A 13,145-nucleotide genomic window follows, 5' to 3' on the forward strand; every position below is an offset into this window, starting at 1 on the left:
CCTGATAGAAATTCAGAAAATTTCATCAGGATATTATTTTTAGGTTAATATTAATTTTCTACGGTGATTACTTTGGCATCTCCCCAAAGTTCTTCTATATCGTAATATTCTCTGATATGTTTTTGGAAAATGTGAACGACTACTGAAATATAATCTACTAAAACCCACATTGCGTTTTCGCTTCCTTCTACATGCCAAGGTCTGTCTTGGAGCTCGTTACGTACTTTTTTTTCTACATTTCCAGCGATAGAAGATACTTGCGTATTAGAATTACCACTACAAATCACGAAATAATCTGCCACAGAATTTTCTATTTTAGTAAGGTCTAGTATTTTAATGTCTTCACCTTTTGTGTCTTGTATTGCATCAACAATTTTAGCGATTAATGCTTCTTTTTCTGTATTTTTACTCATTCAAAAATATATGTTTAATTGCAAATTTATTGTTTTTTATTCAGTTTTTGGTGATTAAGGTTACTTAAAGTTTTGTTAAATGAACAGTCTAATTTACTTCAATAATTGTGCTTCTACGCAAGATGAGCTTATAGATTTTCTCAATCAGCATTATCTTTCTGAAGATTTTTTAGCGGTTTATACGTTTAATCAAACCAAAGGAAGAGGACAGTACGGAAATTCTTGGGAAAACTTACCCGAGGAAAACCTCGCCTATTCATTTGCTCTAAAAACCAAAAACATAAATATTTCTGATACTTGCTTCAATTTCTATACCGCAATTCTGGTGAGAGATTTTATTGCCAATTTGACAAAAACCGAGGTGAAAATCAAATGGCCTAATGATTTGATTCTCAAAAACAAAAAAATCTGCGGAATGCTTTTCGAGAAGAATAAAAATTATTTCGTGGTGGGAATTGGCATTAATATTCTTCAAAAAAATTTTAAAAATCTACCAAAAGCAGGTTCTGTTCTAAGCCAAACCGGACTGTCTTTTGAGCTGAAAGCCTTTACAGAAAGCCTTCATCAGTATTTGTTTGAACATTTGGTTCAAAAGGAAATTCCCAATAATATTTTAGAATTGTATCACCACCATCTTTATCGCAAAAATAAAGTTTCTGTTTTTGAAAAAAATGAGGTGCGACAAAATGGCATAATTCAAAACGTAGACGAAAATGGTTATATTTGGATTGACCTAGAAAATGAAGGTTTACAAAAATTCTTCCACAAAGAAATAGAATTGCTTTATTGATTCGCTCTCTTCATGTAAAGGTAAAATGCCAATGCTCCGAAAACAATATTTGGCAACCACATCGCCAAAAGTGGCGGAATGGAATTATTACCAGACGCTACAATTTTGAGCACTTCAAATGAGAATACAAAAACGAATGCCAATGAAATTCCGATGGCTAAATTCATTCCAAGACCTCCTCTTTTTTTCTGCGAAGAAAGCGAAAGCGCTAAAAAGGTAAGAATAATAATAGAAACTGGCATCGCAGTTCGCTGATGTAGTTCATTGAGATAAGCATTGATATTGCTATTTCCTTTTTCTCTTTCTCTTTCGATGAAATTAATTAAATCTGGGGTGGTTTTATTTTGACCCAATAATTCATTCGGGAATAATTCTTCGGGTGTATGTTTAAAATCTTGTGTTTTGGAATCGCCACTCGTTAAGATTTCGTGGTCATTTTTATCAATTCTTTTTTCTAAATAATTACTGATAACGAAGTTTTTCTTTTTCTCGTCCCAGTAAATTTCCATGGCATTAATTTGATAAAGCAGTTTTTTGTTTTTATCAAATTTCTGATACAGGTAGCCAGAACCTCGGTTCATTTGGCGGTTATAACTATTGATAAAAATATATTCCTGAGGATTTAATTGAGTAGAAATCTGTGCATTTGCCGTAAATTTTTCACGGTTCGTGGTGTTCATGGTATAGATTTCTAATTTATTTTTCTTGATATTAGACCAAGGCAAAATAAAATGGTTCACTGCAAGAATTGCCGTGGCAATAATGAGCGCAGCAATGAGATATGGCTTCGCAAAACGATGAAAACTCGCTCCACTACTGATGTAAGCTACAATTTCTGTATTGTTTGCAATTCTAGAAGTAAAATAAATTACCGAAATGAAAACCAAAATAGAAAAGAATGTAATCAGATAATACACCATCAAAAATGGGTAGAAATTTATCAAAAAATAGCCTACTGTAAAACCATTACTCTCAATTCTGGGAGATTTTGCTTGTACATCTATTACCACAATGATAATTGAAAGCAACACCAGCATGAAAGCAAGAGTTCCTAAGTATTTTTTAAGGATATATCTATCTAAAATTTTCATTGAATTCTAAAATCGTTCAATTATAAAACTACGAAATTGTTTTTAAAGTCTTTGTTTCAACTGTGGAATGATTTGTTCTTTCCACTCGTAGAAGTCTCCAGCAATAATGTGCTCTCTAGCAACTTTTACCAAATCTAAATAAAATGCTAAATTATGAATAGAAGCAATTTGTTTGGCTAAATATTCTTTGGCTACAAATAAGTGACGAACATAAGCTTTGCTGTAATCTCTATCTACATAACTCGTCCCAAATTCATCTAATGGAGAAAAATCTTTTTCCCATTTTTTATTTTTCATGTTCATTACGCCTTGCCAAGTGAAAAGCATTGCATTTCTGGCATTTCTGGTAGGCATTACACAATCCATCATATCAATTCCTAGACCAATACTTTCGATGATGTTCCAAGGTGTACCAACTCCCATTAAATATCTCGGCTTATCTTTTGGCAAAATATCGGTTACCTCATCTGTAATTCTGTACATTTCTTCTTCTGGTTCACCAACTGAAAGTCCACCAATCGCATTTCCATCAGCTCCAGCTTCAGAAATTACTTCTGCTGAAATTTTTCTCAAATCAGAATATGTAGAACCTTGAACAATTGGGAAAAGGTGCTGTTTATGACCGTAAATTTCTTGATTTTCATTGGTCCAATCAATACATCTTTTTAACCAACGGTGCGTAAGTTCCATTGAACGTTTTGCTTGATTGTATTCGCAAGGATAAGGTGTACATTCATCAAAAGCCATGAAAATATCTGCTCCAATCTGACGCTGAATTTCCATAGATTTTTCTGGAGATATGAAATGGTAACTTCCATCAATATGCGACTTGAATTTCACACCTTCTTCTGTCATTTTTCTGCTCGAAGAAAGTGAAAAAACCTGATAACCACCAGAATCGGTAAGAATGGGTTTTTCCCAATTCATGAATTTATGCAAGCCACCTGCTTCTTGCATGATTTCCATTCTTGGTCTTAAATATAAATGATAGGTATTCCCAAGTATAATTTGTGCTTTTATGTCTTCTCTTAGTTCATGCTGATGAACTGTTTTTACAGAAGCCACTGTTCCTACTGGCATAAAAATAGGAGTAAGAATTTCGCCGTGGTCTGTAGTTATTTTTCCGGCTCTTGCTTTACCGGAAGTGTTTTTTTCAACTTCAAAAAATTTCTGCATTATTTTATAAAAGTAAGTTAAGTACTTTATCTTAAAAATTCTGGGAGATTAGGATTCTCCTTTCTCTTTTTTTCTATGTAATCTTCTAATTTCGGGTCTTTGTCTAAGATAATTTCTTTAGCTTCTGCAAAGATGTCATCCATTTCTTCTGGATTAGAAATATAATATTTATAGCTGTCTCGGTAAGTTTTAGCATCTATTTTATGTTTTTTCAAAACAAATCTGCTTACCAATTCCATGTTAGCATCTGGTTTTACCGTATAGGTTTGGTCATAAATAGCAAAATCTGCTATTATTTCTGCCATTTCTTGTTTTTCGATAAGATTTTTGGGCTTATCTACAATTTTTTCGCAGGAAAACAGTGAAAATAGTATAAAAAAAACGAGGAGTTTTCTCATATTTTACCGAAGATAGATTTTAATTTCAAATTAATTACTCCAAAAATGGCTTCTTTTATAATTCCGCCACTCATTTTACTTTCTCCTTCTGTTCTATCTGTGAAAATAATAGGAACTTCGTTTATTTTAAAACCTTTTCTGTAGGCTCTGTATTTCATCTCTACTTGGAAACCATACCCTGTCATTTTCACTTGGTCTAGACCGATATTTTCTAAAACTTTTCTAGAAAAACATACAAAACCAGCAGTGGTATCAAAAATAGGAATTCCTAAAACGAATCTCACATATTTAGAAGCGAAATACGACAATAAAACTCTAGACATGGGCCAGTTCACCACATTTACACCTTTACAATATCTAGAACCGATACTCATATCACCTTTTTGTGCGGCATCAAATAATTTAGGCAAATCATTAGGATTGTGCGAAAAATCTGCATCCATCTCGAAGATGTAGTCATAACCATTTTCTAGCGCCCATTTAAAACCATGAATGTAAGCTTTCCCTAATCCGTCTTTTACTTTTCTTATGGTAAGATGTAGCAAATGCGGAAATTCATGCTGCATTTTTTTTACGATTTCTGCGGTTCCATCTGGTGATGAATCATCTACAATCAAAACATGAAAATCTTGTTCTAAAGCAAAAACAGCTTTAATAATGTTTTCTATATTTTCTTTTTCGTTGTAGGTTGGGATAATGACTAATTTTTTCATAGAGATAAGAAAATGCAAAGATAATGTTTTTAAGGTTTTAAATAATTATTTAATATAGCCTTATATCAAAATGTATTCCTTAAAATTCTTACTTTTGCAAAAAATCTAATAAATTGATAAGAGTTGTAGAACATCATGACTGGGTTATTTACTGTATTATAGGCATTATTCTGTCTTATATTATCATATTTAAAACCCTGCACAGAGATGTAACCTTGATAGAATTTATTTTACAACCTTATGAAGAATCAAACAATAACACTTTAAGTTGGGTTTTCACTACTATTCTTTTTTCGGTAAGTTTTTCGGTGTTATTTTCGCAATTCATTCCGATTGTTCCGAAATTTATTACCCAAAATTTAGTTGTAGCAGACATTACTTTTAACAAGTTTGGTTTTGTCCTCGTTTCATTGCTTCTGTTTCACCTTATTAAAAATATTTTCGTCTATTTATTCTACGGAAGCATTAATCAATTAGAACGATTCGGCAGATATTCTTTTGTGGCGCAGAAATATTTTATGGTGTATTCGTTAGTGATTTTGGTCATAAGTTTCCTCCATTATTACCTGCATTTCAAAACTTCTAATGCCTTTATTTACTACAGCAGCTTGATTTTCATAGCATTTACTGTCAAAATATTAATCTACCTATTTCATCCTCAGCAAATTTTGCCTAGACAATGGTATTATAAATTTTTGTATATTTGCACTCTCCAAATTCTACCAATATTGGTCCTTTGGAAATTTTGGTTTTTATAAATCGTTTTATTAAGTTTAAGAATGAAAATAAAATCTATTTTGGTTTCTCAGCCTGCTCCACAAGGTGATTCTTCACCATATTTAGAGATGGCTAAAAGTGAAAAAATTAAAATTGATTTCAGACCTTTCATCCATGTTGAAGGTGTAGATGCTAAGGAATTAAGAACTCAAAAAATTGACCTTTCTCACTATACAGGTGTTATTTTTACTAGTAAAAATGCAATAGATCACTATTTCAGATTAGCAGAAGAAATGCGCTTCTCTGTTCCTGATAACATGAGATACATTTGCCAATCAGAAGCAATTGCGAATTATCTTCAGAAACACATTATTTACAGAAAAAGAAAAATTTCTTTTGGTGAAAAATCAATGGCAGATTTATTGCCACTTTTCAAAAAACACCATGACGAGAAATACCTTCTTCCATGTTCTGATGTAGTAACAGAAGAAACTACTAAAATTTTAGACCAATCAGGAATTGACTGGACTAAAGCAGTAATGTACAGAACGGTAGCTAGCGATTTATCTGATGTAAAAATAGAAGAATATGACATGCTTGTGTTTTTCTCTCACCAAGGAATCAAATCTCTTTTCCATAATTTCCCTAATTTCCAACAAGGAGATAGAAAAATTGCGGTTTTCGGGATCACTACGCAAAACGCAGCAGAAGAAGCTGGCTTAAAAATAGATGTAATGGCTCCTACTAAAGAAAACCCTTCTATGACGATGGCAATAGAAAAATACATCAGAGCCAATAACAAATAAAACTCTACATTATAGATATTATCAAAATCATCAAAATATTTTTGGTGATTTTTTTCTTTTTTAGAAAACCTATATTTGCAAAAATTTAAAATTTAGAGAAATAAAATTACTTATTGCTCCATTCTAATTTAACTGAACGATGAACGCTCCCAAAGCAAAAAAAATAGATAAATCACTAGAAATTCATGGTCACCAAAGAAACGACCCGTTTTTTTGGCTCAATGAAAGAGAAAATCCCGAAGTTTTACAATATTTAGAAGAAGAAAACGCTTATTGCGACTTCGTGATGAAAGATACCGAAGAATTGCAAGAACAACTTTTCCAAGAAATGAAAGCTCGTTACAAAGAAGATGACGAGAGCTTACCTTATTTTTTCAATGAATATTGGTATGTGGTAAAATTTCAGAAAGGAAAAGAATATCCACTGTTCTACAGACATTTTAAAAGCTTGGAAAACGAAGCAGAACTCATGCTAGATGTAAACGAAATGGCAGCTGGTAAAGATTTTTACGATGTAGGAAGTTTCTCTGTTTCGGTGAATAATCAATTGGCTGCATTTTCGGAAGACATTATAGGAAGAAGAATCTATACCATTTTGCTCAAAAATTTAGAAACAGGTGAATTTCTAAATGATAAAATTGAAAACACCACTGGTAAAACAGTTTGGGCAGCAGATAATAAACATTTTTTCTACATCAGAAAAGACGAAACTTTGCGTGCTTTCCAAATTTACAGACATAAAATTGGCACTTCTCAGGAAGAAGACGTTCTCGTTTTCCACGAAGAAGATGAAACTTTTGACGTAAGCGTTTATAAATCAAAGTCTTTAGAATATATTTTTATTGCGAGTTCTTCTACCATTTCAGATGAACACTGGTTTATTCCTTCTGACAATGTTTTTGCAGAATGGAAAGTCATTCAAAAACGTGAAGACGATTTAGAATACGCGGTAGAACATTATCAAAATGATTTTTACATCATCACCAATGAAGGCGATGCTACCAATTTCAAAATCATGAAAACTTCAGTGGATAAACCATCCAAAGAACATTGGAAAGAGGTAATTCCGCATAAAAAAGAAACTTTACTGGAAGGTTTTGAAATTTTTAAAGATTATTTCGTGATTGAAGAAAGAACCGAAGGTTTACTTCAACTGAAAATTATAGACAATTCTACAGGAAAATCTCATTATTTACCCTTTGACGAACCTACCTACACCGCTTATGTTGGGCTAAATTTAGATTTTGACACAGAAGTTTTGCGTTATGGTTACACTTCGCTTACCACGCCAAGTTCTACGTATGAATACAATATGAAAACGGGCGAAACCAAACTTTTGAAACAACAGGAAGTTTTGGGCGGAACTTTTGATTCAAAAAACTACATTTCGGAGAGAATTTGGGCAAATTCTAGAGACGGAAAAGTAAAAATTCCGATTTCTTTAGTCTATCATAAAGACACTCCAAAATCTGCCGAAACCCCACTTCTATTATATGGTTACGGAAGTTACGGACACACGATAGATGCAAGTTTTTCTAATGTAAGGTTATCAATTTTAGACCGAGGCTTCATTTATGCGATTGCACACGTTCGTGGTGGCGAATATTTAGGAAGAGAATGGTATGATAATGGGAAAATGCTGAAAAAGAAAAACACGTTCTTCGATTTTATTGACGCAGCAAAATTCCTTATTTCTGAAAATTACACTTCTCCGAAACATCTTTATGCAATGGGCGGTTCAGCTGGCGGACTTTTGATGGGAGCAATTATGAATTATGAACCTGAAATTTTCAACGGAATTGTGGCACAAGTTCCTTTTGTAGATGTTGTAACTACCATGTTAGACGAAACAATTCCTTTGACAACTGGAGAATTTGATGAATGGGGAAATCCGAAAAAGAAAAAATATTACGATTACATGCTTTCTTATTCTCCTTATGATAATATAGAAGCAAAAAATTACCCAAATACATTAATCACCACTGGTTTCCACGACAGCCAAGTGCAATATTGGGAACCCGCAAAATGGGTTGCAAAATTGCGTGATTTAAAAACTGACAATAATATTCTCATCTTCAAGACCGATATGAAATCTGGTCACGGTGGCGCTTCTGGAAGATTTGAAAGCTTGAAGGAAGACGCTCTGGAATATGCATTTTTATTAAAATTAGAAAACAATGGAAGAAATTAACGAAATAGAAGTTTGGAAAGATGTAGAAAAATTTTTCGTTGAGAATTTTCAAACGGAGAAAAATCCGCCTATTGAAACACTCTTGTTTTTGATTGGCATCCAAGAATTGGGCAGTGGGAAACAAAAATATTCTAAAGATGACAAGGTGAACCTTATTCACATTGCGGTTTGCAGATTGCTAGAACCTTTCGGATTTTATGAATTCGAAGATTATGATGATGACGGTTGGCCAATGTACAAGCAATTAGAAGAACTCCCAGAGCTGAAACCGAATGAGCAACAACTGCTCATGAAAAAAGCCATTATTCAATATTTTATAGACGAAGACTTGTTATAAATTTCTTAAAAAATTTCTGCAAAAGGGAAATTAATTCACAATAATTTGTTAAAATTCTCGTTTTTAAGAAAAATCATATAAAAATATTGTGATTTTTTTGTTTAATTTGTGTTAAATTTTTAATTTTAACAAAACTTTTAGGCGAAAATGAATAATAAATTTATCCCAATAATCTCCGTATTTATGACGATTTCACTTGTTGTTTTCGTGTCATTGCAATTTTATTGGCTTAAAGAATATTACACCGCACTAGAGCAAGATTTTTCTAATAAAGTATATACTGCACTAGAAAACTCAAGTAAAAAAATTGAAGAATTAGAGATTCAGAAATACAACGAAAAATTTAAAAATTTCGACAAAACTTTAGCTAATAACGCTAAAAGTCCTACTCTTTTCCAAATCCAGCAAACGCAGGATTCTGCTAACAAAACCACGCTTACTTTCAATAAAACCATTATTGAAAAACAAAATATTCCGATTTCTAAAAAAGGAGACAGCATTACTAAAATAAAACTTTACAAAGACGAGGGCTTATACAGCATTAAAAAAAATGAAAGCACTCCTCAAATTATTTCTTCGGTTCAGAGTCAAGACATCAGCAGCGGACAATTTACTTTGACAGAATTTGCGAAATTTAATGCTTCTAACTTACCTATCAACCAAAGAGTTAATCCAAAAATGCTGGATTCCGTTCTTGCTAAAGAACTGAAAAACAATGGAATAAACTCTAAATTCGGCTATGGAATTTTAGACAAAAACAATAAATTAACTCAGATTTCTAACAATACCTATTTAGACCAAAAAGACAAAACCAATTATAATTTTCCACTTTTTACAGACGATAAAGACCGAACGCTTTTTACGCTTTCGCTGGTTTTCCCTAGAAAAGATGCGTCTTTGGCAATGAATAATTTGCCAATGCTATTAGGAACTTTCATGTCATTATTGACCATTTTAGGAATCTACATTATCTCGATTAATTACATGATGAAACAGAAAAAAATCTCAGAAGTAAAAACTGATTTCATCAATAACATGTCTCATGAATTCAAAACACCATTGGCTACGATTTCTGTGGCTACAGATGCTTTGGCTAATGATAAAATCTCTACCAATCCAGAAAAGGTAAAATATTATTCTCAACTCATCAAACAAGAGAACTTGAGAATGAAAAAACAGGTAGAAAACGTTCTCAACATGTCAAAATTAGAGAGAAACGAGGTGAAACTCTTCTTAAAAGAGACCAATGTAAGAGAACTCATCAAGCAAATTTCTCAGTCATTTAGACTTATTGTAGAAGAAAGAGGCGGAACATTAACCGAAGAATTCAAAGCGGAACATTATCATGTAAAAGTAGATGAATTTCACCTTTCTAACGCACTAGTTAATTTACTGGACAATGCCAATAAATATTCGCCAGAAACCCCAGAAATTAGAATTACTACCAGTAATGAACCTGGATTTTACGTCATTGCGATTTCTGATAAAGGAATGGGAATGGAACAACATAACAGAACCAAAATTTTCGAAAAATTCTTCAGAGAAGAAACTGGGAATATTCACAATGTAAAAGGACAAGGTTTAGGATTATCTTACGTGAAGAAAATTGTAGAACTGCATCACGGTCAAGTGATTGTAGAATCAGAAAAAGATAAAGGCAGCACATTTACCATCAAACTGCCAATGAAATAACAACAAATAAAAAACACCAAATATTATGAGTAACAGAATCTTATTAGTAGAAGACGACCAAAGTTTCGGAGCGGTACTTAAAGATTATTTAAGCATTAACAACTTTGATGTAACCCTTGCTACAGACGGAGAATTAGGGTTAAAAGAATTTACAGAAAAGGAATTTGACATTTGTATTTTTGATGTCATGATGCCTAAAAAAGACGGCTTTTCACTAGCTGAAGACGTGAGAAAAATTGATAAAAACACTCCAATTATATTTTTAACGGCAAGAAACCAGCGTGAAGACGTGTTAAAAGGCTATCAAATTGGTGCAGATGATTACATCACAAAGCCATTTGACACCGAATTACTTTTATACAAAATCAAAGCTATTTTACAAAGAAGTGCAGTAGTAGAAGACGAAGAACAAGAGCAATTTAAAATCTCTAACGTATTTTTCGACTCTGTTCTAAGACAATTGCGAGTAGGCGATAATGAATATAAACTTTCGCCAAAAGAAAACGAATTACTAAAACTTCTTTGCCTACACAGAAATGATTTCATGCCTAGAGATTTAGCGTTAAGAAAAATCTGGAAAAAAGAAAATTATTTCACGGCAAGAAGTATGGACGTATACATTGCTAAACTCAGAAAACTCCTAAAAGACGATGAAGGATTAGAAATCATCAACGTTCACGGAGAAGGTTTTAGACTTTTAGTAAAAAATTAAATAAAAAAATCCACCAAAATTTGGTGGATTTTTGTTATGCTAATGTGTGAAAATTATTTTGCTTCTACACAGAAAACTCTGTATTGTACGGCAATTGCAGCAGGGAAATAACTTCTAATTCTTGCTAAATCGCCACTTGCAGATTGCTTACTGAAATAACTTCCTACCAAAACCTTATAATTCGGTCTTAATGAAGCATCAGTTTCTGCTTTCATATTAGGGAATTTCGTACGGAAATAAGATTTCACTTTGTTGGCTTCCTCATTACTTTTTACAACCGCCACCTGAATTTTGTAACCTAAAATTCTAGGATTATCTCTACATATTTCAGCATTTGTTTTAGGTTTCGTCGAAATTTCTACTTTCGGAGCTTCATTTTTATTCGCTTCTTCCTCTTTAATCTTATCACATTTCCCTTCTAAATCCGTCAAAAGCTCATTTACTCTGCTGTCCATAGAAACTTTTAACTCTGTTCCATTATGTGTTTCTTTTTTCTCAACTACCTGAGCATTAGAGAAATTAAAACTTAAAAAAGCTAATAATGATAGTATTTTTATTACGTTTTTCATTAAAATTATTTTTGACAAAGTTAATACAAATAAAAATTATACCAATCTTTCTTATTTAGAATAGTTATAAATTAAAAAAAATTGATAAAATACATACAAACCTTCTGTTAATATTGTGTTAAAGTATTATTTTTGCGGAATTGAATGTAAACTCAATAGTATTAACCCAAGATTATTTAAATGATTAGTTGGAGAAAGCATTACAAGAGAGTGTTGTTAGCATGTAGTTTGCTCTTAACAACCAGTGCTTCTATTTACGCTCAAGATCTAAAAGGTGACGCTAAGAAGGGAGAAACCCTTTTTAAAACCAATTGTTCTGCGTGTCACGCGCTAGACAAACAAATGGTAGGCCCAGCTTTAGGAGGCGTAGTAGACAGATTAAAAAAGGAACAAAATTTAGGTGTAGATTGGTTCCAAAAATGGATTAAAGATAACAAAGCACTTAGAGCTTCTGGCGATAAGTACGCGAATGAAGTCTTTTTAAAATTCAACAAAGTAGAGATGACTCAATTCCCGAATCTTACAGATCAGGATATTGCAGACCTTCTAGAATACACCACTAATCCGCCAAAAGCAGAGCCTGCTGCAGCAGAAACTGATGTAAACTCACCAGAGGCCATCAAAGCTGCTCAAGATGAAAAAAATAATTCATCTGCTCTATTAATTTCTTTAGCTGCAATCGGTGGATTACTTCTTTGGTTACTTTTCAGATTAACCCAACTCGTAAATTTACACAGAAAATCTGGAGAAATTTCTGCTCTAGACGCTACAAGAATCAACTCAATTGGCGAATTCTACGAGAAGTACAATACGCTAGGTAAAGCATTAATGGGATTATTAGCCCTATTTGCACTTTACGGAATTTGGAATTGGTTAATGTGGGTAGGTGTATACAAAGGTTATCAACCAGAGCAACCTATTTACTTCTCTCACAAAATTCACGCTGGTGAGAATAAAATCGATTGTCAATTATGTCACTCAAGTGCTAAGTATGGTAAGGTATCAGAAATTCCTTCTGTAAACGTTTGTATGAATTGCCACAAAGGTATTTCAGAATACAAAGGAAAATACATAGAAGAAGGAAAATCTAGAGAATTCTATACTGCGGAGATTAAGAAAATCTACGAAGCTGCTGGTTGGGATGAAGGTTCACAGTCTTACACTGGAAAAACTAAACCAATCGAGTGGGTGAGAATTCACAATATGCCAGATTTCGTATACTTCAATCACGCACAACACGTGGTAGCTGGTGAACAAACTATCATTAAAGCTAAAAAAGTAGACGTAGTATGTAAAGCTTGTCACGGTCAAGTTCAAGAAATGGACAAAGTACAAATGGCAAATAACTTTACAATGGGATGGTGTATTGATTGTCACAGAACTACAGAAGTAGACATGACAAACGGTTATAACAAAGAATACTACCAAAAACTTCACGACAAGTTGAAAAAACAATACAGTGGAGAAACTAAAATGACCGTAGATGCTATTGGTGGTTTAGAGTGTGGTAAATGTCATTATTAATAACAGAAAATTAGAA

General features: G+C 32.8%; 14 protein-coding genes. 8 read left to right on the forward strand and 6 right to left on the reverse strand.

Annotation, left to right across the window (positions count from 1 at the left end; genetic code table 11):
• Positions 1-50 precede the first annotated feature (50 nt).
• Entirely contained in the window at positions 51-413 is a 363-nt protein-coding gene (gene rsfS, locus ACT53I_RS10220; protein ID WP_476079570.1) for a ribosome silencing factor, read from the reverse strand.
• Between the two features lie 79 nt (positions 414-492).
• Here rsfS and ACT53I_RS10225 point away from each other — a divergent pair, with 79 nt between their 5' ends.
• On the forward strand, positions 493-1,203 hold the full coding sequence (locus ACT53I_RS10225; RefSeq protein ID WP_476079571.1) for a biotin--[acetyl-CoA-carboxylase] ligase: 711 nt from the start codon (positions 493-495) through the stop codon (positions 1,201-1,203).
• Here the strand turns inward: ACT53I_RS10225 and ACT53I_RS10230 are convergent.
• Genes ACT53I_RS10230 through ACT53I_RS10245 form a run of 4 tightly spaced genes read right to left on the reverse strand, consistent with a single transcriptional unit; the run spans position 1,197 to position 4,581 of the window.
• Positions 1,197-2,294, reverse strand: a complete 1,098-nt coding sequence (locus ACT53I_RS10230; RefSeq protein WP_476079572.1) for an LptF/LptG family permease — start codon at positions 2,292-2,294, stop codon at positions 1,197-1,199. The genes ACT53I_RS10225 and ACT53I_RS10230 overlap by 7 nt on opposite strands.
• A gap of 42 nt (positions 2,295-2,336) precedes the next feature.
• Positions 2,337-3,470: a tRNA guanosine(34) transglycosylase Tgt gene (tgt, locus tag ACT53I_RS10235; protein ID WP_476079573.1), complete on the reverse strand. Its 1,134-nt coding sequence runs from the start codon at positions 3,468-3,470 to the stop codon at positions 2,337-2,339.
• A 26-nt stretch (positions 3,471-3,496) separates the two neighbouring features.
• A complete protein-coding gene (locus ACT53I_RS10240; protein ID WP_476079574.1) occupies positions 3,497-3,868 on the reverse strand; it encodes a DUF4296 domain-containing protein in 372 nt (123 codons plus the stop codon).
• Positions 3,865-4,581, reverse strand: coding sequence for a polyprenol monophosphomannose synthase (locus tag ACT53I_RS10245; RefSeq protein ID WP_104793148.1), 717 nt, complete (start codon positions 4,579-4,581; stop codon positions 3,865-3,867). Before ACT53I_RS10245 ends, ACT53I_RS10240 begins: the two co-directional genes overlap by 4 nt.
• Before the next feature lie 113 nt (positions 4,582-4,694).
• Between ACT53I_RS10245 and ACT53I_RS10250 the strand changes: the two genes are divergently transcribed.
• From ACT53I_RS10250 to ACT53I_RS10275, 6 genes are all read left to right on the forward strand, one after another.
• On the forward strand, positions 4,695-5,339 hold the full coding sequence (locus tag ACT53I_RS10250; protein ID WP_476079575.1) for a DUF4271 domain-containing protein: 645 nt from the start codon (positions 4,695-4,697) through the stop codon (positions 5,337-5,339).
• A gap of 21 nt (positions 5,340-5,360) precedes the next feature.
• Positions 5,361-6,104, forward strand: a complete 744-nt coding sequence (locus tag ACT53I_RS10255) for a uroporphyrinogen-III synthase (RefSeq protein WP_461375573.1) — start codon at positions 5,361-5,363, stop codon at positions 6,102-6,104.
• Positions 6,105-6,243: 139 nt separating this feature from the next.
• Entirely contained in the window at positions 6,244-8,295 is a 2,052-nt protein-coding gene (locus ACT53I_RS10260; RefSeq protein ID WP_476079576.1) for a S9 family peptidase, read from the forward strand.
• A complete protein-coding gene (locus tag ACT53I_RS10265; RefSeq protein ID WP_461375572.1) occupies positions 8,282-8,632 on the forward strand; it encodes a hypothetical protein in 351 nt (116 codons plus the stop codon). The genes ACT53I_RS10260 and ACT53I_RS10265 overlap by 14 nt, the downstream gene beginning before the upstream one ends.
• Before the next feature lie 147 nt (positions 8,633-8,779).
• The gene (locus tag ACT53I_RS10270) at positions 8,780-10,324 is read left to right on the forward strand and encodes a sensor histidine kinase (protein WP_476079577.1); all 1,545 of its coding nucleotides are present in this window, start codon (positions 8,780-8,782) and stop codon (positions 10,322-10,324) included.
• 25 nt (positions 10,325-10,349) lie between these two features.
• Positions 10,350-11,036: a response regulator transcription factor gene (locus tag ACT53I_RS10275; RefSeq protein WP_274780419.1), complete on the forward strand. Its 687-nt coding sequence runs from the start codon at positions 10,350-10,352 to the stop codon at positions 11,034-11,036.
• 53 nt (positions 11,037-11,089) lie between these two features.
• On the opposite strand, the gene ACT53I_RS10280 is transcribed toward ACT53I_RS10275, so the two are convergent.
• Entirely contained in the window at positions 11,090-11,605 is a 516-nt protein-coding gene (locus ACT53I_RS10280; RefSeq protein ID WP_476079578.1) for an SPOR domain-containing protein, read from the reverse strand.
• A 180-nt stretch (positions 11,606-11,785) separates the two neighbouring features.
• Here ACT53I_RS10280 and ACT53I_RS10285 point away from each other — a divergent pair, with 180 nt between their 5' ends.
• Complete coding sequence (locus ACT53I_RS10285; protein WP_476079579.1) at positions 11,786-13,129, forward strand: c-type cytochrome; 1,344 nt, start codon at positions 11,786-11,788, stop codon at positions 13,127-13,129.
• Positions 13,130-13,145 lie beyond the last annotated feature (16 nt).

The sequence above is a fragment of the Cloacibacterium sp. DMC96 genome, from assembly GCF_056313765.1.